This is a genomic window from Mesorhizobium sp. LSHC420B00 (assembly GCF_000503055.1).
Taxonomy (GTDB): domain Bacteria; phylum Pseudomonadota; class Alphaproteobacteria; order Rhizobiales; family Rhizobiaceae; genus Mesorhizobium.
In genome coordinates this window covers 82,694-102,598 of sequence record NZ_AYVY01000011.1, presented here as the reverse complement: position 1 = coordinate 102,598, position 19,905 = coordinate 82,694, and the positions used below count along the sequence as shown (strand labels likewise).

The following is a 19,905-nucleotide window of genomic DNA, read 5'->3' as shown; positions in this document are numbered from 1 at the left end:
AACCCCGGCCGCGATGGCCAGGGTTCAAGCCGGCCAATTGCTAGAATCGAAACCAGACCCAGACGCGCCTGCGGAAGCACCGCCTGCGCCGATAGCCATTCCGCCAGTAAACGCGACAGACCCTTCTCCAAGCACGCCGGCGGCGCCGGCGCGGCCGGTGCCACCGGCGATGATAGACTGGTTGCAACTCTGCTTGAGTATCGTCGTCGAAGGTCTCGACGTCCGGCGCCTCGAGTTCATCGAGAATGCCGTTTCTGGCAGTTGGAACGCCGGCCACTGCGTTGATTGGCCGAACCGTGCTTGCAAGGGCCGCGGCCCCGGCAATGCCAAACATTCCTGTCAAAAATAGTCGCCGATCCATGGAAACCTCCCAATCTTCAACCAGCGATAGAACAAGGCTAACGATGGGGAGATAGCGCAGTCGGTGCAAACGCCTAGTGCCGCGCGGCGATTAGCGGTGGTCCGGTCGGCCGGAGGGTGTTGCCTTCTCGTCGAAGTGGGACGGCTACTTCGATCGACAAACACCGGACGCTTTTTTGAATTGATGGCGGCCGAGACACAAGGAACATCGAATGACGTCTGCGCCATAGCCACCCAATTCCACGCTACTGCTCTCGCTTTGGTCGTTGCGTTGCAAGAGGGCTTGACTGCCATCCTACCAGAAGGTAGGTAGCGGCATGGGCAACGTGTCTACTACCTCCGACGACATCCTGGCTTGTGCGCGTTCTCTGATCGTCGCTGGCGGCTACAACGGTTTCAGTTATGCCGACATCGCTGATGTGGTCGGGATTCGTAAGGCGAGCATCCATCACCATTTCCCAAGCAAGGTCGATCTGGTCCGAACGCTGGTTGCGCGGTATCGGGAAGAAGCTGAAGCGGGGATGGCGAATCTCGAACTTCAGGTCTCCGATCCGCTCGAACAGCTTCAGGACTACGCTGGCTATTGGGAAGTCTGCATCGCGGATGCCAGCGCTCCGTTTTGTATCTGCGCGCTGTTGGCAAGCGAACTCCCCGTGCTGCCCGAGGAAGTTGGCCTTGAGGTCCGGGCGCATTTCCGCTCCCTGTCGGCTTGGCTGACATCCGTGCTGGAGCGCGGTGCGCGGCTCGGCCGATTCCAACTGATGGGTACCCCTCGTGCCGAGGCTGAAGCGTTCATGGCGACTGTCCACGGCGCGATGCTTTCGGCACGGGCCTATGGCGATCCGAAGATATTCGCCGTCGTGACACGCCCGCTCCTGGAGCGGCTCGCTCCGCGTTCCCTCCAGATACAATCCTAAGATCTCAACTAACCATAGCCGTAACGGCTCTGCGACGTTCGTCGAGAGCCCTACCTACTAGTCGAAAGGACATCCAATGACGGTTCACAATAGCGATCTTTCCCGCGCCAGCCAGGAACAATGGCTCAAGCTCTATTACTTCGCACGGACGGCGGTCTCGGCTGTCTGGGTGGCGGCTGCCTTTACAGTGGGACAGAATTCCGGGGTGGCGGCGGCGGTTTTGCTCGTGGCTTATCCTGCATGGGATGCCCTCGCCAATTTTGTCGACGCATCGCGCAGCGGAGGATTGGGACAGAATCGCACCCAGACCATCAACGTCGTGGTCAGTGTGGCGACAACGCTCGCGGTCGTTGTTGCGCTGAAGATGAGCATGAATTGGGTGCTCGGGGTGTTCGGCCTATGGGCGATCCTGTCTGGCCTGCTTCAACTCGGCACCGCGGTCCGCCGTTGGAAGAGCTCTGGCGCGCAGTGGGCGATGATCCTGAGCGGAGGGCAATCAGCACTGGCAGGCACGTTTTTCATCGCGCAGGCGCGGATGCCGATGCCGCCATCCATCACCAACGTGGCCGGCTATGCCGCAGTAGGCGCCCTCTACTTCCTGGTTTCGGCGGTGTGGCTGAGTGTGAGCCAATTGCGGCGGAAGGCTGCATAGTCTGCCATCTTGAGCCATCACCGACCCGATCAGAGGGCTGCCAGCTGCTAGTATCGGTTCGCCAAACACAACGACCCGCCCTTATCCTTAAGGACCGATATGTTTGGAATTTGACCACCCGGCTGGGGGCTAGCCGCTCATCCAAGGCATCTCGATCGCGCCGAACGATACAGCGATCCCGAGGGCCATCAGCGCAATGCCCAAAGCAACTTCGAAGCGGCGGCCGCGCTGCAGCAGCTTCTCGACGAAGACGACCAGCGTCAACAGCAGCATCCAGGCGACGCTCATGATGCCCACCGCGACCAGCACGGCAAACAGCGCCCAGCAGCAACCAAAGCAATAGAGCCCGTGCCGCAGCCCCATCTCGAGTGCGCCAACCCGCCCGTCGCGCCAATGCTGCGCAACGAAAGCGAGCGGCGAACGGCAATGGCTGAGGCAAATGTGCTTGAGGGTCGTGAATTGGTAGAGTCCGGCGACGCCAAGCGTGATACCGAGCGCGAGCGGCGCCCATTTCGAACGCTGAGGCGGATCGAGGCTGGTGGCAAACTCGCTTCCGAACTGGACCAGGACATACACGAGAAGGCCCGCCGCCGCCCAGACGAGCATGTAACCCGCGACGAATATCCACGTCGGGATGGCAACGTGCTGTTCGCGCCTGGCCTGCGCCGCCGCGAACATAAAGATCATGGGCGCGGCCGCCGGCAGCATCATGGCAGCCATCATCACCGTCCATACAGCAAGAAAGGCGGCGGCGCCGGCAAGTGACCAGCCGTCGGCGGCAATTCCTGCCATCGCCATGCCGGCCATGCCTTCCATACCCTCCATCCCGCCGCGCACCGCAATGCCCATAGGCATATCCATGCTGAGGGTCAGCGCCCACGCCGCCGCTGTTAGCACGACGAGCGATGCGAGAACACCGAGCGGCATGCCACGCAAATTCCGGAGCCGCGACGATTTCCCGGGGAACGCGTCAGGCATCGGCACGTCCTAGTTCGGGCCGGTCCAGTCGAACGGAATGTGTTTGCTCGAGCGCGCCGTGCCCGTCCAGTCGAGCCCGAAGCCTTTGGTGCTCACCTCGACCGAACGCCCCCAGGTGGCAACCTGGCCCGGGCCGACCTCCGAGCCCGGCGGGTTGATCGTCTGCACCCGCTTGCCGGGTGGTGTTGTGGGACCTGAAAGCGCTTCCGCATGCCCGACGACGAGGCCAGGAATCTCGACCCGCCAGGTGGCAAGGTCGCCCGCCACCTCGAAAGTGATCGGCACGAACTCCATGCCACGCATCTCGCCGATGTTGGCGGCAAAACCCGCCGGCCAGCCGCCAGCCTGCCCGCCGAAGATCGCCTGCAGGGCTTCACGTTGCCGCTCGTTCGCCTTCTCGTCGAGGTACATGCCCATCACGGCCTTTGCCTCGCCGGCCCATAGATTGCCTTCGAACTCGCCGAGCGCCACCAGCGACAGGCCGTCGAGCTTCACGTCGCCATACTGACCCTCGCGTACATGCCAGGCGAGCACGCCCTGGCAGTGATTGCCGGTCGGCCGCTGGGCGAACTCGCAAGGGCAAGGGATATCGCAGCTGCAGATGTCGAACCAGTCGCCTGCAAGCCGCCATTGAGGCACTGCATTCATGGCTCTTCCTCCCGGAATGTAGCGCCATTTATACGTCGAAGGCGGGGCGCACTCCAGCAGTTAGTGCATCACTCGCTGATTTTTGGTGGACTTGACGCCCCAGACACAAGTCACCGCGTTGATCAGCAACTGCTCGCGACGGAACCCAGCCACCATCCAATGCGACCACGAAAGTGGTTTCTTGCTCCGTTCCATGTGCTCGATGAGGTCGTGGGTAGGTTCGCGACGGGTCGATCACCAAATACACGATCCAGCTGACGCTCGCTTGACCCACATTGCGAACCGACAACCTTCCGCAACACCGCTCGGTTGCTTGGTCAACGACCTAGTGGGCCAAGGGTTAACGCCGGGCTGCAATTGAGCTCCGCGGCTTCACGAGCATTTATGGCTGAGTTCGGCAGGCCAAATCAAAAAAATGAAATTAGGATCACTGGCGGAGAGGGAGGGATTCGAACCCCCGATGGGCTTGCACCCATGCCGCATTTCGAGTGCGGTGCATTCGACCACTCTGCCACCTCTCCGCGGTCATGGTCCGCCGTTGCCGGCGCGGCGCACTAGATAACGGCTGGACAGGCAGGTTACAAGGGCCAATCTGCCCCGGCGCCGCAGGTTCCCGTCCGTGCTGCGTTCAAAGCTGCGGTGCCCGATGTTCCATGTTTGCCGGACTGGGCTCAGCCCATTCGCAGCTTGCCCGCGGCGCTTGCCTTGACTCAAGCCGAACCTTCGGTTAGGGACAGCGCGCAATCGGCGTGGAGGGATCTTCCGCGCCGCTTGTTTTTTGAACCCGCAGACTGACAAAAAGACGGCCGAACCGCCTCAGGCGGTTCATCAAGGCCGACCGAACAGCGAAAGGCAAAAAATGTTCGCAGTCATCAAAACGGGCGGCAAGCAGTATCGCGTTGCCGCCAACGATCTCCTGAAGATCGAAAAACTCGAAGCCAATGTCGGCGACATCGTCGAAATCGGCAATGTGCTCGCGCATGGCGAAGGCGAGAACGTCACGTTCGGCGCGCCGTTCGTCGATGGTGCGATGGTCACCGCCGAAGTCGTCGAGCAGGGCAAGAACCGCACGGTCATCGCCTTCAAGAAGCGTCGCCGGCAGAATTCGCGCCGCAAGATCGGCCATCGCCAGCTTTTGACCACTGTCAGGATCGCCGAGATCCTGCTGGGTGGCGCCAAGCCGGCGAAGAAGACCGCCGCCAAGACCGAAGCGAAGGCAGAGGTTGCCGCCAAGACCGAGGCGAAGGCTGAAGCTGAGCCGAAGGCCGCAGCCAAGGCAGAGGCTCCGCCGAAGAAGGAAGCCAAGGCCGAGACGACCGAGGACAAGGCTGCCGAAGCCGCCGCGCCGTTGTTCAAGGCGCCGAAGGGCGAGCCGGACGATCTGACGGTGATCAAGGGCATCGGCCCGGTTGCCGCCGGCCAGCTCAACGAACAGGGCATCACCACCTTCGCCCAGATCGCCAAGCTGTCCGACAAGGATGTCGCCAAGATCGACGAGCACATGCCGTTCAGCGCCGACCAGATCAAGGACTGGCGCGAGCAGGCAAAGGAATTGGCGAAGAAGTAGAACGAACCGGCGCAATCGTCGCCGGATCGGACTTGAAACGGAACGCGAACGCGTTCATAAGACCTTTTAGGCGCCTCGCGGCGCATCGGAGTAGTTAGATGGCACACAAGAAAGCTGGCGGATCATCGCGCAATGGTCGCGACTCCCATTCCAAGCGGCTCGGCGTGAAGAAGTTCGGCGGCGAAGCCGTGATTCCGGGCAACATCATCATTCGTCAGCGTGGCACGACGTGGCATCCCGGCACCAATGTCGGCATTGGCACGGACCACACGCTGTTTGCGCTCGAAGCTGGCGCAGTCACCTTCAACAAAAAAGCCAATGGCCGAACCTACGTATCGGTGAACCCGATGACGAAGGCAGCGGAGTAGCCGGTTCCGCAAGAGAACACCGGCACCCATCTCGGGACCGGTGTCTGGCCAAGCCAGGAAATGGATCAGGGGAGATGGGTTTCCATCTCCCCTTTTTCTTGCCTGGAGGACTGACATGGTTGCCGAAGCGGAAGAGTCAGACGACGAAAGTTACGCGATAGATTGCCCGGTGCTCGCGACCGAGCGGCTGATCATGCGTGCCCCGCGTGAAAGCGACATCGAGCAATTGGTGGCGCTCGCCGACAACCGCCATGTCGCGGAAATGCTGGCCCGCATGCCGCATCCCTATGGCGAGGCCGAGGCACGCGCTTTCCTGGCCATGACGGCATCGCGCCGGGCCGGAATCGCCTATGCGTTGACGCTGGCCGGCACCGAGACCTTCGTCGGCTGTGCCGGGCTCAACACCACGGATCGCGGGCTGGAGCTCGGCTACTGGATCGGCGAGCCGTACTGGAAACGCGGCTACGCGACGGAGGCAGCGCACGCACTGGTCGACCTTGCCTTCCAGAGAACCACGATCCAGGTGCTGCACGCCTCGACGCGGGTGATCAATCCGGCCTCGCGCCGGGTCATCCACAAATGCGGCTTCCAGTATGCCGGCCAGGGCATGCTGAATTCGATCGTTGCCGGCCAGGTGCCGGTCGAGCGCTACCGCCTCGATCGCAAGACCTGGACCAGCCTCAGGAACTGGGTGCATTTTTGAGGCATGTCGATATTCAGGTGATGCCGGCCTGCGAATGGCGGCTTCCTGCGCTTCCGGTGCTCGCGTACTTTAAGTACGCTCCGCTCCGGTTCTCGGAAGCCACCACTCTCGGCACGGCCTGACCTGAATCTCGACACACCTCGGCGCCAAAGATTGCGGGCCAACGTTGACGTCACGCCATCTCGACCCAGACCGGCAAGTGATCCGAACCGGCCGCTTGCCGGTCGACCCACAGGCGCCTCAGCGATTTGGTAAGCGAGGCGCTGGTGAAGATATAGTCGATGCGCTTGTGGCGGCTGGCATCGCCCGGCCGCTTGGGGTCGACCCAGGTGACGAGATCGGCGCCGGCCGCGCCGAGGCGCGCGGCGGCATCGACGGCGAGGTCGGCGGTCACCGGCATGCCGAATTCATGGTCAGGCTGGCCGGCGAGTTCGACGTGTTCCGGCGATCCGGCGAGCATGTTGATGACGACGAAGGCTTCGGGACAAGGCAAGTCCGGTAAGCCGATCTCGGCGACGCCGGAGAGCCCACCGCCCTCGAGCGGGTAGTTCAACAGGCGTTCGCGCAGAAAGCGGATCTGGCTCAGGCGTTCGACCGGGCTGCGATGGTCGAGATGAGTGGAATAGAAGCGGACGAAGCCAAGCGGCGTTTCGATCAGCGCCTCCAGCGCGCCGCGCTGGAAGTTCATCGCCTCGAAACTGCGGCTGCGCGGCAAAAGGAGATTGCGCGACAGATGGATCGGCGTTCTCGACAGCACCATGTTGCCGAGCTGGAAGGTGGTCGTGATGGCGCGGCCGTTCTCCAGGCGCGATCCGGCGTCGGCTTCGAAATTGCTGCCGTAGACGGCAAAATAGTCGGGCAGCGCCTCGCCGAACTCGGCCACCATGTCGCGGCCGCCATTCTTCGGGTTGGCGCGGGTGACCTCCTGCAGCGCGATCACGTCGGCGCCGCGCACCGCATCGGCGATGCGACCGACATCATAGCGGCCGTCGAGGCCGATGCCGTAGTGGATATTGTAAGTTACCAGCTTCATTCCGACATCTCGCGCTTGGAAAGCCGAAGATCGATTTTCGGCAAGGGTCAACCAAATGCTACGCGTCCAGAGATACGCGCGACGTTACAGTAGCAAAAACGGCCCTCGCCCTTCGACCCGCCTTGCTTTAGAGCAATCCCGCAAAGCCAATAGCAGAAACCATACAATCCGATGAAATTTCTCGATCAAGCCAAGGTCTACATCCGCTCCGGCGACGGCGGCGCCGGTTCGGTGTCGTTCCGGCGCGAAAAGTTCATCGAGTTCGGCGGCCCGGACGGCGGCGACGGCGGCCGCGGCGGCGATGTCTGGGTGGAGGCGGTCGACGGACTAAACACGCTGATCGACTATCGCTACCAGCAGCATTTCAAGGCCAAGACCGGGACGCACGGCATGGGCCGCAACATGACCGGCGCCAAGGGTGCCGACGTGACGCTGAAAGTGCCGGCCGGAACACAGGTCTTTGCCGAGGACAATGAGACGCTGATCTGCGATCTGACGGTCGTCGGCCAGCGCTTCCTGTTGGCCAAGGGCGGCAATGGCGGCTTCGGCAACCAGCATTTCAAGACCTCGACCAACCAGGCGCCGCGCCGCGCCAACCCCGGACTGCCGGGCGAAGAGCTCAATATCTGGCTCAGGCTGAAGCTGATCGCCGATGCCGGCCTGGTCGGGCTGCCCAATGCCGGCAAGTCGACCTTCCTGGCGGCCGTCACCGCGGCCAAGCCGAAGATCGCCGACTATCCCTTCACCACGCTGCATCCGGGCCTTGGCGTGGCCCGCATCGACGGGCGCGAATTCGTCATTGCCGACATTCCCGGCCTGATCGAAGGCGCGCATGAAGGCGTCGGCATCGGTGACCGCTTTCTCGGCCATGTCGAACGCACGCGCGTCCTTCTGCACCTCGTCTCGGCGCAGGAAGAAAATCCGGGCAAGGCCTACAAGACCGTGCGCGCCGAACTCGACGCCTATGGCAACGGGCTGACCGACAAGGTCGAGATCGTCGCTCTTTCGCAGGTCGACATACTCGATGCCGACGCACGCAAAAAGAAGGCCGCCTCGCTGAAACGCGCCGCCGGCCGCGCGCCGATGCTGCTTTCGGCGGTCACCGGCGAGGGCGTCGAGGCGGTGTTGCGCGCGCTGATGGCTGTGGTGGCGGAGGCGCGCGAAGCTGTCGCTGCGCCGGTCGAGACGCGCTGGAACGCATAGCCATGGCCGCGCAATCGCTGAAAAATTATCGGCGCATTGCCGTCAAGATCGGCTCGGCGCTGCTTGTCGACCGCACGACGGGCCTGAAGCGCGACTGGCTGGCCTCGCTTGCCGACGACATCGCCGTGCTGGCCAATGGCGGCGCCGAAATTCTCGTTGTGTCTTCCGGTGCGATTGCACTTGGCCGCACCATCCTCGGCCTCGGCAAGCGGGCGCTGAAGCTCGAGGAGAGCCAGGCGGCGGCCGCCGTCGGGCAGATCGCCTTGGCCGGCGCCTGGTCGGATGCGCTCGGCAAGAATGGTTTGAAATCGGGCCAGATCCTGTTGACGCTCGGCGACACGGAAGAGCGCCGCCGTTATCTCAACGCGCGGGCGACGATCTCGACGCTGCTCAAGATGAAGGCGGTGCCGGTCATCAACGAGAACGATACGGTGGCCACCTCCGAAATCCGTTATGGCGATAACGACCGGCTGGCGGCGCGCGTCGCCACCATGATGGGCGCCGACCTTTTGGTGCTGCTCTCCGACATTGACGGGCTCTACACGGCACCGCCTGCGCGTGACCCGCACGCTCGGTTCATTCCGATCGTCGACCGCATCACCCCCGACATCGAGGCGATGGCGGGTGCCGCCGCTTCGGAATTGTCGCGCGGCGGCATGCGCACCAAGCTCGATGCCGGCAAGATTGCAACCGCCGCCGGCACCGCCATGATCATCACATCAGGCACGCGGCTGTCGCCGCTGCTGGCAATCGAGCGCGGCGAGCGCGCCACCTTCTTCCGGCCGAGCAGCAGCCCGGTCAAAGGTTACAAGACCTGGATCGCCGGGCAGCTCGAACCGGCTGGCCGGCTGACCGTCGATGCCGGCGCCATCGGCGCGCTGCTCTCCGGCAAGTCGCTGCTGCCGGCCGGCGTCAAATTGGTCAGCGGCAATTTTGCGCGTGGCGACACGGTGGCGATCCTGTCGCCCGAGGGCCGCGAGATAGCGCGCGGGCTGGTTGCCTATGATGCCGCCGATGCCGTAAGGATCGCTGGGCTGAAGACGACCGAGATCGAAACCGTGCTCGGCTACGAGGCGCGTTCGGCGATGATCCACCGCGACGACCTTGTGGTGAGCCATGCCGGTGGTGAGCAAGTAGTCGGTGACCAGGTTACATAGCGGAGGATGAGCCATGCTGACGCTGCATGAAAAATCCCGGGATGACACCGTCGCGCTGATGGCCGATATCGGCCGCCGCGCGCATGCCGCGGCCCGACCGCTGGCCATCGCAGCGGCCGAGCGCAAGCACAAGGCGCTGGTCGGCATGGCTCAGGCGATCCTTCGGCATGAGCAGGATATCCTCGACCCCAACGCAATCGACATCAGAAATGGCGAGGAGGCTGGCCTATCGGCAGCGTCGATGGATCGGCTGAAGCTCGATCCCGTCCGCATCCGCGCCATGGCAGACGGCATCAGCGAGATCGCCGAGTTGCGCGACCCAATCGGCGAAATCATTGCTGGATGGGACCGGCCGAACGGGTTGCACATCGAACGGGTGCGCACGCCGCTAGGCGTCATCGGCGTCATCTATGAGAGCCGGCCGAACGTGACCGCCGATGCCGGTGCGCTCTGCCTCAAGGCGGGCAATCCGGTGATCCTGCGCGGCGGCTCGGATTCAGCGAATTCTTCCGCCGCGATCCATGCCTGCCTGGTCGAGGGGCTGAAGGCAGCCGGGCTGCCGGAGGATGCCATACAATTGGTGCCTACCACCGATCGCGCCGCCGTCGGCGAAATGCTGAAAGGGCTTTCCGGCAATCTCGAGGTCATCATTCCGCGCGGCGGCCGCAGCCTGGTCGAGCGTGTGCAGAAGGAGGCGCGGGTGCCGGTCTTCGCCCATCTCGAGGGCATCTGCCATCTCTATATCGACCGATCGGCTGATCTCGACATGGCGGTCAAGATCGCGGTCAATGCCAAGATGCGGCGCACCGGGGTGTGCGGCGCTGCCGAGACGCTGCTGGTCGACCGTGCCGTCGCCGTCACGCACCTGGTGCCGATCCTCGAGGCCCTACGGGCGGCAGGATGCGAGATCCATGCCGATGCCGAGGTGCTGAGGCTTTATGCCGATGCCCAGCCCGCGACCGATGCAGACTGGGTGACCGAATATCTCGACGCGATCATCGCTGTGAAGCTGGTCGACGGCATTGGCGGCGCGATCGAGCATATCGAGACGTTCTCCTCGCATCACACCGAGGCGATCGTCGCCGAGGACGCCACAGCGGTCGACCGGTTCTTCAACGAGGTCGATTCGGCGATCCTTCTGCACAACGCCTCGACCCAGTTTGCCGATGGCGGCGAATTCGGCATGGGCGCCGAAATCGGCATCGCCACCGGCAAGATGCATGCCCGCGGACCGGTCGGCGTCGAGCAACTGACGTCGTTCAAATATCGTGTACGCGGGTCGGGACAGGTGAGGCCTTGAAGCTTTGTGTTCAAAGAACCTGAAGCCTTGCGCCCAGCCACCCCCCTCTGTCCTGCCGGACATCTCCCCCTCAAGGGGGGAGATCAGCTCTCGTTCGCGATTTCGCCAATTGCCGGGCGGGCAGAATTCAAGCTGTCATTGAAGCTGACAATCTCCCCCCTTGAGGGGGAGATGCCCGGCAGGGCAGAGGGGGGTGCCTGACGCATGCTTGCCTTGTCCGAACATGCCATATCCTCCCGTTACCTCAAGATGCCGCATGCCGGGAAAGGCGTGGCGGTCGGGCTGTTTGGCGGTTCGTTCAATCCGCCGCACGCCGGGCATGCGCTGGTCGCCGAGATCGCACTCAGACGCCTTGCTCTCGACCAGCTGTGGTGGATGGTGACGCCCGGCAATCCGCTCAAGAACGCTGGTGAACTTGCGCCGCTGGCCGAGCGGCTGCAGCTGTCTGAAAAGATCGCCAAGAACCCGAAGATCAAGGTCACCGCCTTCGAGGCGGCCCACCACGTCCGCTTCACCGCCGACACGCTGGCGTTGGTCAAGGCGCGTAACCCCGGCGTCGATTTCGTCTGGATCATGGGGGCCGATTCGCTTCGCGACTTCCACCGCTGGCAGCGCTGGCGCCGTATCGTGATGACGTTCCCGATCGCGGTGGTCGACCGGCCAGGTGCGACGCTGTCGTTCCTGTCGTCCGTGGTCGCCAAGACTTTCGACTATGCCCGCGTCGACGAAGGCGACGCACCGCGGCTCGCCCGCATGAACGCGCCGGCCTGGACCTTCATCCACGGCCCGCGTTCGTCGCTGTCGTCGAGCGCGATCCGCAATGTGGCAAAGGGCTGAGCGGGCGGAAGGCAAGTCCAGCCATGTCGCATTTGCCGCTGCCTTGACCTGCTTGATGGGCGATCCTCGGTCATGACGATTCTCGAGCGCGACCAGGACAAGAACGGTCTAGGGCAGCCGGCGCCCTCGATCGCCATTGCCAGCATCCTCTTGTCGATGGCGCTGATCGCCGTCGGCAATGGGCTCATGTTCGCCTATATCCCAGTCCGGCTCGGCGCCGAGGGCTTCGATCCGACTTGGGCGGGGCTGATCGTCACCGGCCTTTCGGCTGGCGGCCTCGCTGGCTGCATCCTGACCGGGCCGCTGGTGCGGCGTGTCGGCCATGCCCGCGTGTTCATGGTACTGTCGGCGCTGATCGTGCTGTCCAACGCCGCGGTCGGCGCCGGGCCGCACCCATTGCCATGGATCGCTGCACGGGCGCTCTACGGCTTTGCCATATGCGGCCTGTTCATTGTCGCGCAGAGCTGGCTGAACGATGTCGTCGCAAACGCCATCCGCGGCCGGGTCATGGCTATCTTCTACGTTGCCTATGTCGCCGGACTCGGCGTCGGCTATTCGACGCTGGCGTTGATCGATATCCGCGCGGCCGATGCGCCGCTGATCGGCATTGCCTTCACCGCGCTGTCGATCCTTCCCGTCGGGCTGACGCGGCTCGCGCAGCCACCGGCCCCGCAAGCGGCGTCGGTGGCGCTCGGCCGCGCCTGGCGAATCTCGCCGGTCGGCGTTGCCGGCATGCTTGCCGTCGGCGGCCTGTCGATGACGATTTCGGGTTTTGCGCCAATCCATGCCACCGCCAGAGGCTACAGTCAGGCCGACGTCGCCTTGCTGCTTTCGGCAATGCCGGTCGGCACGCTGATCCTGCAGATTCCCCTCGGCTGGATTTCCGACCGCACCGACCGGCGCTTTGTGCTGATCGCGGCGTCGGCGCTTGCCGCCGCGGCGGGCCTGTTTGCACTGGGTTTCGACGGTGGCGCTCTGGCGACGCTGCTCGTCATCTACGTGGTCTGGGACGGCGCCTCGGAATCGATCTATTCGCTGGCCAGCGCCCATGCTGGCGACCGCGCCGGCAAGGACGACATGGTGGCGCTGTCGAGCTCGCTCTTGTTTGCCTGGTCGCTGTCCGGCTTCGTCGTGCCCGGCATTGTGACCGGGCTTTCCGCCATCTATGGCACGCAGGCCTTCATCTATGTGGCAATCGTCATTGCCGCCGCCTACTGCTTGTTCGTTCTCTGGCGCGTCGGCATGGTGCGGCCCGTGCCCGCCACCGAGACCGGCAGTTTCGCGCCGATGACGGCGCAGGCGCCGTTGCCTGTCGATCTCGCCTTCGCGCCCGAAGATCAGCGCGGGCGCGGAGAGCTTTGAGGGCCATCTGCGGGCTGGCTTCAAATGCTCTATTGCTGCGTGGCTGAGGCCTCCGGCTGCGGCGCTTGCGGCGCCGGCGCCGGAATTGAAAGGCCTTCGGCATCGAACGCCTGCTTGACACTCTTGGTGAGGTCGATCTGGGCGGCGAAGAAATCGGCAGCCGCCGTCCAGTAGCGCAAGGTGATGGCGACGGTGCTGTCCCCGACAGTCGCGACAAAGGCGATCGGCGCCGGCTGCCGCCTGACGCGCCGGTCGGCGGCGGCGACACCGAGCATGGTCTTTTGCGCGAAATCGATGTCGTTCCACGAGCCGATGCTGAGCGTGATGTCGCCGCGGCGCACACCATTGCGGGTGAAATTGCGGACCGGCTGGTTCCACAGGGTCGAGTTAGGTGCAAGCACGTATACACCTTCGACCGTCCTCAGCGTTGTTGCAAACAGCCCGATCTCCTCGACGGTACCGGATATGGCGCCGACCTCGACATATTCGCCGATGCGGAACGGCCGCAGCGCCAGCAGCATGATGCCAGCGGCAATGTTCTGCAGCGTGCCTTGCAGCGCCAGACCGATGGCCAGGCCGGCGGCACCGATGGCGGCAATGATCGAAGCCGTCTGCACGCCGAACTGGCCGAGAACCATGATCACGACAAGCCCGAGGATGGCGTAGCGGACGACCTGCGAGAAGAAATGGCGGAGCGTTTCGTCGAAGCCGTGAACGTGGCCGAGGCCGGCATAGATCGAACGCTCGGCGAGGCCGGCGACGATGTAGCCGATGACCAGCAGGATGACGGCGCCGACCGCCGAAAGTGAGTAGGAGACGATCAGCGTGCTGAGTTGCGCCAGGCCGGATTGCACGGTGAGGAGGGCGTTCTGAGGATCGATCGGCATGTCGGGATTCCGGTTCGTGGATGAGCCGATAACCGCTGCGGGGCGAGGCGGTTCCGAATTTCTGGCCCGGAAAAGCCGCATATTCGGCCGTTACCGGGCGTCTGCTTGCGAGCGGTGTCTTGAAACTGCAACCTAACTCTGCCTATCTAAGCAGTGTCACCTGATTTGAAAGGTGATTTGGTTGTTCTTGCTGCGAAAGGAAATACACTGAGAACAGCACTGCGGAAGAAGGCCGACATCGTGCCTTCGCCGGCCGGGATCAGCGTAAACGACGCCGTGTCCCGCGCCATCAAGACAGTCCTTGCCAGTCTGGAAGACTCCAAGGCCGAAAACATCGTCTCAATCGACATTCAGGGGAAATCGAGCCTCGGCGACTACATGGTCGTCGCGTCGGGCCGATCGCACCGTCATGTCTCGGCTGTCGCCGATCATCTCCTCAAGGCGCTCAAGGATGCCGGGCTCGGCACGGCGCGCGTCGAGGGGCTGGCTGGCGCCGACTGGGTCCTGATCGATTCGGGCGACATCATCGTCCATGTCTTCCGTCCCGAGGTCCGCGACTTCTACAATCTCGAAAAGATGTGGCAGGCGCCGGATCTTGAGGAAGAGACCCTCCACTGAGCCGTATTCGTCTTGATGCATGTCGTTGTGCGACACGCATCAGCGGCTCTCCGAGGCAGGGATGAAGATTACCGTTCATGCCGTGGGCCGAATGAAAGCCGGCCCCGAGAAGCAGTTGGCCGACCGCTATTTCGAGCGTTTCGCCAAGAGCGGCCCTGCGGTAGGCCTCGAATTCGCCGGGATCGCCGAGATTGCCGAAGGCCGCGCGCAGACGGCCAATGAGCGCCGGCGCGAGGAAGGCCAGAAGCTGCAGACGCACTTGCAACCGGGCACGGCGCTGATGCTGCTGGATGAGCGCGGCAAGAACCTTTCCTCCGAGGATTTCGCCGGCCGCATAAGCTTGCTGCGCGATGGCGGGCGCAAGGCGCTGGTGATCGCCATTGGCGGCGCCGACGGCCATGACCAGTCGCTGCGTGACTTGGCTGATCTGACGGTGTCGCTCGGCGCTCTGACCTGGCCGCATCAGCTGGTCCGCGTCATGCTGGGCGAGCAGCTTTACAGGGCGGCCACGATCCTTTCCGGCCACCCCTACCATCGTTCATGAAGCCGGTTCGATCAGCGAATTGACGCCAGCCGCCCGGATTTCTGCCCCAATGCTCATCGACAGTTTGGGCTCATAGGGGTTTGCGGATGGCGGCCGGGCTCGAACATGGTTGATGGTTCGTTAACGAAGCCGCGCATAGAGTTGGGCTTCAATGTCTGAAGACTGGAAATCACGAACGGGCTCCTGGCGCGTGCGCTACGGCATCGCAGCGGCGGTGATCGTGGTTTCGCTCGGGATCGCGCGGGCTGAGAACACGCTCGACCTGGCGCCGGACCCGGACCAGAGCCGCGCCGAATACGAAAAGGTATCGAAAGAGATCACGCTGTCGTCCGAGCGGCTGGCCAAGCTCGCCGCCGACATAGCGGCGGTCAAGAAGGACCATGCCTCGATCACCGCGGCACTGATCCAGTCGGCGATGACCGAGCAGAAGCTCGGCCAGGACATCGAGGACATTGGCGGCAAGCTGGAAGGGCTGAAGGCGCAGGAGCAGAAGATACGCGCCTCACTGGCCGCCAGACGTGACGTTCTGGCCGAAGTGCTCGGCGCGCTGCAGCGCATGGGGCTCAATCCGCCGCCGGCGATCCTGGTCAAGCCGGAGGACGCATTGTCGTCGGTGCGCAGCGCCATCCTGCTCGGTGCCGTGGTGCCGGAACTGCGCCAGCAGACCGACATGTTGCTGGCCGATCTCAAAGAGCAGTCGCGGGTGACGGCCTCGATCGAGGCCGAGCGGGCGCGGCTGACGGCAGCGGTCGGCGAGCAGGCGGCGGAAAAAAGGCGGCTCGGCATGCTGCTCGAAGCCAAGCAGAAGCTCGCCGCCGATACGCAAACCGCGCTGGCCGCCGAAAAGCAACGGTCCGCGACGCTGGCGGCCAAGGCCGGCAGCCTGAAAGAGCTGATCGCATCGCTCGAGGCCGACAGGGCCCGCAAGGCGGCGGATGCGGCCAAGGCAGCCGAGCAAAAGACGGTGGACGCCGACAAGGGCCCGGCATCGGCCCCGGCGCCAACGGAACTGGCCTCGCTGCCGGTGCCGGAGAGCAACAGGCTCACCGCTGCTGCGCCGTTTTCCGCGCTTCAAGGGCAGATCGCGCTGCCGGTCACCGGCAGGATCAAGCGGCGCTTCGGGGCCAACGACGGTAACGGCGCGGTGATGCTCGGTGACATGGTTGCGACACAATCGGGAGCCATCGTCACAGCGCCGGCGGATGGAAACGTGCTTTATGCGGGGCCTTTCCGCTCTTACGGTCAACTCTTGATCCTGAATGCGGGTGACGGCTATCATGTCGTCCTAGCGGGGATGAGCAGAATCAGCGTCGCGTCTGGCCAGTCGGTGCTCGCAGGTGAGCCGGTCGGCGCGATGGGAGAGGCCCGGGTGGCGAGCACCTCGGCATCGAAGAATGGAAATGCCACGCCGGAGCTCTATGTCGAGTTCCGCAAGGATGGAAAACCCGTCGATCCGGCCCCATGGTGGGCGGACCGTTTTTCTGGAAGGACGTGAATGATGCGGAAACTGTCGCTTCTGTTTGCCGGTGCGCTGATGGGTGCATCGGCGATGAGCCTGGTCTATGGCGCGCCCGGCTCGACGGCGAAGGCTGCGGGCTCCGAGACCTATAAGCAACTGGCGATCTTCGGCGATATCTTCGAACGGGTGCGGGCGAATTATGTGACGCCGCCCGACGACAAATCGCTGGTTGAAAATGCCATTAACGGCATGCTGTCCTCGCTCGACCCGCACTCCTCCTACATGAATGCCGAAGAAGCGCAGGACATGCGCGTGCAGACCAAGGGCGAGTTCGGCGGCCTCGGCATCGAGGTCACCATGGAGAACGACCTGGTCAAGGTGATCACGCCGATCGACGATACGCCGGCCGCCAAGGCAGGCGTGCTCGCCGGCGACTATATCGCCAAGATCGATGGCGAGGAGGTTCGCGGCCTGACGCTCAACGACGCCGTCGAGAAGATGCGCGGGCTGGTCAACACACCGATCAAGCTCACCATCCTGCGCCAGGGCGCCGACAAGCCGATCGAACTGACGGTCGTGCGCGACATCATCAAGGTCAAGGCGGTGAAGTTCCGGGTCGAAAACGACATCGGCTACATGAAGATCACCTCCTTTACCGAAAAGACCTATGACGACCTCGAGAATGCCATCGACACCATCAAGAAGCAGGTGCCGAACGACAAGCTCAAGGGCTATGTGCTCGACCTGCGCCTCAATCCGGGCGGTTTGCTCGACCAGGCGGTGAGTGTGTCGGATGCCTTCCTCGACCGTGGCGAGATCGTCTCGACGCGCGGCCGCGATCCGAAGGACGTCACCCGCTTCGACGCGCGGGCCGGCGACGACATCGGCGGCAAGCCGCTGATCGTGCTCGTCAATGGCGGCTCGGCCAGTGCCTCGGAAATCGTTGCCGGCGCGCTGCAGGATCTGCGCCGCGCCACGGTGGTCGGCACGCAGTCCTTCGGCAAGGGTTCGGTGCAGACCATCATTCCGCTTGGCGAGAACGGGGCGCTGCGGTTGACGACGGCGCTCTATTACACACCGTCCGGCAAGTCGATCCAGGGCAAGGGCATCACGCCCGATATCAAGGTTGACCAGCCGCTGCCGGCGGAACTGCAGGGCAGGGACCTGACGCGCGGCGAATCCGACCTCAAGGGCCATATCAAGGGCGCCGACGAAGGCACGACCGGTTCGGGCTCGGCAGCCTATGTGCCGCCGGAACCGAAGGACGATTTGCAGCTCATCTATGCCGAGCAGCTGCTGCGCGGCCAGAAGACCGATCCGGCGTTCCCACCGAATCCGCAGAAGGCCGTGTTGAACCAATAAGGGCAGGCAAGCCGGGCCAAACAGGTCTGGCTGCCTGAGCGAAGCGATGCGATGCTGCCGGGGCCGCGAGGCTCCGGCAGTTTGATTCGGGGCCGCGGCCGGCATGCTGCGCGTCCAGTGAAGCGAGGGGACGCGCCGACATTTTGGATTTGCGTCTCCGGAGGTTTCACTTCGGAGATGCGCGCCGGGGGTGCGGGCTTGGCTGATATCGGCAAGGACATAGAACGACCTCTCGGACAGGCGATCCGGGCGCCGCGCGCAGACAGCAGGATCAGCGCCGGTGCAGTCGCGGCCGCGCTTGTCGTGCTGGCCGTGGTCGGCGTTTCCGGCGCGATCGCCTTGCGCGACAAGCCGTTCCGCAAGCCGCAAGAAGTCGCCGTTTCGACGCCGAAGATGCCGGCAGCGGCGGATCCCGCCGCGGCGCCGGCCAAGGCGACGCCCGCAACGGAAGCGCCAAGCAACGCAAGCGAACAGAAGACGGGCGAACAAACGACAAGCGGGAAGATGGGCGGTCCGCAGATCATCCATGTCCAGACCGAAGAGGGCGACGGTCCGCCCAAGGCGGCCATTGTCATCCGCGACCCTTCGACGATCGGCCAGAACCTCAGGATCGCGCACATTCCCGACAAGGCGCTGATCGAGGCCAGCGAGACCGGTCCGCTGCCGATCCGCGCCGCCGACGGCCGGCGCCCGTTCGATGTCTATGCGCGGCCGTGGTCCGGCGCACGCGGTGCACGCGTGGCGCTCGTCATCGGCGGGCTTGCCGTGTCGCAGACCGGCACGCAGGCAGCCATCGCCAAGCTGCCGGCGGAAGTGACGCTGGCCTTCGCGCCGCAAGGCAACAGCATCGGCCGCTGGATGCAGGTGGCGCGGCAAGGCGGCCATGAGGTCATCATGCAGGTGCCGCTCGAGCCGTTCGACTATCCGAACGTCAACCCCGGCCGTAACACGCTGACAGTGGCAGCGGCGCCGGACGTGAATTTGAAGAATTTACGCTGGGCGCTGTCGCGAACGACCAACTACACCGGCGTCATGAACTATATGGGCGCCCGCTTTTCGGCCGACGCGACGGCGATGGGGCCGTTGATGGCCGAGCTTGGCAAGCGTGGTCTGGCCTATATCGACGACGGTTCGTCGGCGCGCAGCCTGGCATCCGAATTGGCGCTGAAGGACGGCGTGCCGTTCGTCGGCGGCGATACGGCGATCGACGCGGTGCAGGACCGCGGCGCCATATTGAAGAAACTGGATGGGCTGGAAGCGACGGCACGGGCGAAAGGCTTTGCCGTCGGCATCGGCTCGGCCTTCGACCTGACAGTCGATACCGTGTCGTCCTGGGTGACCGAGGCCAAGAAGCGCGGCATCGAGATCGTGCCGATTTCGGCGGTGGCCATAGATCCGGAAAAAGGCTGACATGGCAAAGAACAAGCTCGTTGACGCCGAGACACTGCCCTACCGGCCCTGCGTAGGGGTGATGGTCCTCAATGGCGATGGCATGGTCTGGGTCGGCCATCGCATTGCCGAGCCGGACAGCGAATTCGCTGGAACCACGCAGCTCTGGCAGATGCCACAGGGCGGCATAGACGATGGCGAGGAGCCGCTGCCCGCGGCGGAGCGCGAGCTTTACGAAGAGACCGGCATGCGCTCGGTGTCGCTGCTGGCCGAGGCGCCGCACTGGATCAAATACGACCTGCCGGCCCATCTGGTCGGCGTCGCCTTCAAGGGACGATATCGCGGCCAAACGCAGAAATGGTTTGCCTTCCGCTTCCACGGTGACGAAAGCGAGATCGAAATCAATCCGCCGCCGGGTGGCCACAAGGCCGAGTTCGACCGGTGGGCGTGGCGGCCGATGCTGGAACTGCCCGGTCTGATCGTGCCGTTCAAGCGCAAGGTCTACAAAGACGTGGTGGCAGCGTTCCGGCACCTGGTGGCGTAGCCGCCGGCCTTCCGCTA

General features: G+C 63.9%; 20 protein-coding genes and 1 tRNA gene. 16 read left to right on the top strand and 5 right to left on the bottom strand.

What is annotated here, in order from left to right; all coding sequences use genetic code 11:
* The first annotated feature begins 677 nt into the window (after positions 1-677).
* Together X760_RS57100 and X760_RS57095 are read left to right on the top strand one after the other, a co-directional pair.
* Positions 678-1,277 (top strand): TetR/AcrR family transcriptional regulator, encoded by a 600-nt coding sequence (locus X760_RS57100; RefSeq protein ID WP_023719688.1) that lies wholly within the window; start codon positions 678-680, stop codon positions 1,275-1,277.
* Between the two features lie 76 nt (positions 1,278-1,353).
* Positions 1,354-1,929: a DUF308 domain-containing protein gene (locus X760_RS57095; protein WP_023719687.1), complete on the top strand. Its 576-nt coding sequence runs from the start codon at positions 1,354-1,356 to the stop codon at positions 1,927-1,929.
* A gap of 129 nt (positions 1,930-2,058) precedes the next feature.
* On the opposite strand, the gene X760_RS57090 is transcribed toward X760_RS57095, so the two are convergent.
* The 3 genes from X760_RS57090 to X760_RS57080 all read right to left on the bottom strand — a co-directional run bounded on the left by X760_RS57090 (position 2,059) and on the right by X760_RS57080 (position 4,076).
* Entirely contained in the window at positions 2,059-2,856 is a 798-nt protein-coding gene (locus tag X760_RS57090) for a DUF2182 domain-containing protein (RefSeq protein ID WP_245278614.1), read from the bottom strand.
* Positions 2,857-2,916: 60 nt separating this feature from the next.
* The gene (locus tag X760_RS57085) at positions 2,917-3,555 is read right to left on the bottom strand and encodes a DUF1326 domain-containing protein (RefSeq protein ID WP_023719685.1); all 639 of its coding nucleotides are present in this window, start codon (positions 3,553-3,555) and stop codon (positions 2,917-2,919) included.
* A gap of 431 nt (positions 3,556-3,986) precedes the next feature.
* Positions 3,987-4,076 (bottom strand) — tRNA-Ser (locus tag X760_RS57080).
* 338 nt (positions 4,077-4,414) lie between these two features.
* Between X760_RS57080 and X760_RS57075 the strand changes: the two genes are divergently transcribed.
* From X760_RS57075 to X760_RS57065, 3 genes are all read left to right on the top strand, one after another.
* Positions 4,415-5,122: a 50S ribosomal protein L21 gene (locus X760_RS57075; RefSeq protein WP_023719684.1), complete on the top strand. Its 708-nt coding sequence runs from the start codon at positions 4,415-4,417 to the stop codon at positions 5,120-5,122.
* Positions 5,123-5,220: 98 nt separating this feature from the next.
* Positions 5,221-5,490 carry a 50S ribosomal protein L27 gene (gene rpmA / locus X760_RS57070; protein ID WP_023678077.1) on the top strand — a complete coding sequence of 90 codons (270 nt, stop codon included), beginning with the start codon at positions 5,221-5,223 and terminating at the stop codon, positions 5,488-5,490.
* A 115-nt stretch (positions 5,491-5,605) separates the two neighbouring features.
* Positions 5,606-6,193 (top strand): GNAT family protein, encoded by a 588-nt coding sequence (locus X760_RS57065; protein ID WP_023719683.1) that lies wholly within the window; start codon positions 5,606-5,608, stop codon positions 6,191-6,193.
* A 172-nt stretch (positions 6,194-6,365) separates the two neighbouring features.
* Here the strand turns inward: X760_RS57065 and X760_RS57060 are convergent, their stop codons facing one another.
* Positions 6,366-7,226 carry an endonuclease/exonuclease/phosphatase gene (locus X760_RS57060; protein ID WP_023719682.1) on the bottom strand — a complete coding sequence of 287 codons (861 nt, stop codon included), beginning with the start codon at positions 7,224-7,226 and terminating at the stop codon, positions 6,366-6,368.
* 171 nt (positions 7,227-7,397) lie between these two features.
* On the opposite strand from X760_RS57060, the gene obgE reads away from it, so the two are divergent.
* The 5 genes from obgE (at position 7,398) to X760_RS57035 (ending at position 13,085) form a co-directional block, all read left to right on the top strand.
* Positions 7,398-8,429, top strand: coding sequence for a GTPase ObgE (obgE, locus tag X760_RS57055; protein WP_023719681.1), 1,032 nt, complete (start codon positions 7,398-7,400; stop codon positions 8,427-8,429).
* 2 nt (positions 8,430-8,431) lie between these two features.
* Complete coding sequence (gene proB / locus X760_RS57050) at positions 8,432-9,586, top strand: glutamate 5-kinase (protein ID WP_023719680.1); 1,155 nt, start codon at positions 8,432-8,434, stop codon at positions 9,584-9,586.
* 13 nt (positions 9,587-9,599) lie between these two features.
* On the top strand, positions 9,600-10,886 hold the full coding sequence (locus X760_RS57045; RefSeq protein ID WP_023719679.1) for a glutamate-5-semialdehyde dehydrogenase: 1,287 nt from the start codon (positions 9,600-9,602) through the stop codon (positions 10,884-10,886).
* Positions 10,887-11,135: 249 nt separating this feature from the next.
* Entirely contained in the window at positions 11,136-11,723 is a 588-nt protein-coding gene (locus tag X760_RS57040) for a nicotinate-nucleotide adenylyltransferase (RefSeq protein ID WP_031194203.1), read from the top strand.
* Between the two features lie 72 nt (positions 11,724-11,795).
* The gene (locus X760_RS57035) at positions 11,796-13,085 is read left to right on the top strand and encodes an MFS transporter (RefSeq protein WP_023719677.1); all 1,290 of its coding nucleotides are present in this window, start codon (positions 11,796-11,798) and stop codon (positions 13,083-13,085) included.
* 29 nt (positions 13,086-13,114) lie between these two features.
* Here X760_RS57035 and X760_RS57030 read toward each other — a convergent pair whose 3' ends face one another.
* On the bottom strand, positions 13,115-13,972 hold the full coding sequence (locus X760_RS57030; protein WP_023719676.1) for a mechanosensitive ion channel domain-containing protein: 858 nt from the start codon (positions 13,970-13,972) through the stop codon (positions 13,115-13,117).
* Positions 13,973-14,212: 240 nt separating this feature from the next.
* Between X760_RS57030 and rsfS the strand changes: the two genes are divergently transcribed.
* From rsfS to X760_RS57000, 6 genes are all read left to right on the top strand, one after another.
* The gene (gene rsfS / locus X760_RS57025; protein WP_023678068.1) at positions 14,213-14,590 is read left to right on the top strand and encodes a ribosome silencing factor; all 378 of its coding nucleotides are present in this window, start codon (positions 14,213-14,215) and stop codon (positions 14,588-14,590) included.
* A gap of 61 nt (positions 14,591-14,651) precedes the next feature.
* Positions 14,652-15,134 carry a 23S rRNA (pseudouridine(1915)-N(3))-methyltransferase RlmH gene (gene rlmH / locus X760_RS57020; RefSeq protein WP_023719675.1) on the top strand — a complete coding sequence of 161 codons (483 nt, stop codon included), beginning with the start codon at positions 14,652-14,654 and terminating at the stop codon, positions 15,132-15,134.
* A 151-nt stretch (positions 15,135-15,285) separates the two neighbouring features.
* Complete coding sequence (locus tag X760_RS57015) at positions 15,286-16,629, top strand: murein hydrolase activator EnvC (RefSeq protein WP_023719674.1); 1,344 nt, start codon at positions 15,286-15,288, stop codon at positions 16,627-16,629.
* Positions 16,630-17,955 (top strand): S41 family peptidase, encoded by a 1,326-nt coding sequence (locus X760_RS57010; protein WP_023719673.1) that lies wholly within the window; start codon positions 16,630-16,632, stop codon positions 17,953-17,955.
* 198 nt (positions 17,956-18,153) lie between these two features.
* The gene (locus tag X760_RS57005) at positions 18,154-19,365 is read left to right on the top strand and encodes a divergent polysaccharide deacetylase family protein (protein WP_023719672.1); all 1,212 of its coding nucleotides are present in this window, start codon (positions 18,154-18,156) and stop codon (positions 19,363-19,365) included.
* 1 nt (position 19,366) lies between these two features.
* The gene (locus tag X760_RS57000) at positions 19,367-19,888 is read left to right on the top strand and encodes an RNA pyrophosphohydrolase (protein WP_023719671.1); all 522 of its coding nucleotides are present in this window, start codon (positions 19,367-19,369) and stop codon (positions 19,886-19,888) included.
* The last annotated feature ends 17 nt before the right edge of the window (positions 19,889-19,905 follow it).

Bases quoted from the DNA above. Each gene is read 5' to 3' on its own strand.
- X760_RS57100 (WP_023719688.1), top strand. From the start codon at position 678: ATGGGCAACGTGTCTACTACCTCCGACGACATCCTGGCTTGTGCGCGT.
- X760_RS57095 (WP_023719687.1), top strand. From the start codon at position 1,354: ATGACGGTTCACAATAGCGATCTTTCCCGCGCCAGCCAGGAACAATGG.
- X760_RS57090 (WP_245278614.1), bottom strand. From the start codon at position 2,856: ATGCCGCTCGGTGTTCTCGCATCGCTCGTCGTGCTAACAGCGGCGGCG.
- X760_RS57085 (WP_023719685.1), bottom strand. From the start codon at position 3,555: ATGAATGCAGTGCCTCAATGGCGGCTTGCAGGCGACTGGTTCGACATC.
- X760_RS57075 (WP_023719684.1), top strand. From the start codon at position 4,415: ATGTTCGCAGTCATCAAAACGGGCGGCAAGCAGTATCGCGTTGCCGCC.
- rpmA (WP_023678077.1), top strand. From the start codon at position 5,221: ATGGCACACAAGAAAGCTGGCGGATCATCGCGCAATGGTCGCGACTCC.
- X760_RS57065 (WP_023719683.1), top strand. From the start codon at position 5,606: ATGGTTGCCGAAGCGGAAGAGTCAGACGACGAAAGTTACGCGATAGAT.
- X760_RS57060 (WP_023719682.1), bottom strand. From the start codon at position 7,226: ATGAAGCTGGTAACTTACAATATCCACTACGGCATCGGCCTCGACGGC.
- obgE (WP_023719681.1), top strand. From the start codon at position 7,398: ATGAAATTTCTCGATCAAGCCAAGGTCTACATCCGCTCCGGCGACGGC.
- proB (WP_023719680.1), top strand. From the start codon at position 8,432: ATGGCCGCGCAATCGCTGAAAAATTATCGGCGCATTGCCGTCAAGATC.
- X760_RS57045 (WP_023719679.1), top strand. From the start codon at position 9,600: ATGCTGACGCTGCATGAAAAATCCCGGGATGACACCGTCGCGCTGATG.
- X760_RS57040 (WP_031194203.1), top strand. From the start codon at position 11,136: ATGCCGCATGCCGGGAAAGGCGTGGCGGTCGGGCTGTTTGGCGGTTCG.
- X760_RS57035 (WP_023719677.1), top strand. From the start codon at position 11,796: ATGACGATTCTCGAGCGCGACCAGGACAAGAACGGTCTAGGGCAGCCG.
- X760_RS57030 (WP_023719676.1), bottom strand. From the start codon at position 13,972: ATGCCGATCGATCCTCAGAACGCCCTCCTCACCGTGCAATCCGGCCTG.
- rlmH (WP_023719675.1), top strand. From the start codon at position 14,652: ATGAAGATTACCGTTCATGCCGTGGGCCGAATGAAAGCCGGCCCCGAG.
- X760_RS57015 (WP_023719674.1), top strand. From the start codon at position 15,286: ATGTCTGAAGACTGGAAATCACGAACGGGCTCCTGGCGCGTGCGCTAC.
- X760_RS57010 (WP_023719673.1), top strand. From the start codon at position 16,630: ATGATGCGGAAACTGTCGCTTCTGTTTGCCGGTGCGCTGATGGGTGCA.
- X760_RS57000 (WP_023719671.1), top strand. From the start codon at position 19,367: ATGGCAAAGAACAAGCTCGTTGACGCCGAGACACTGCCCTACCGGCCC.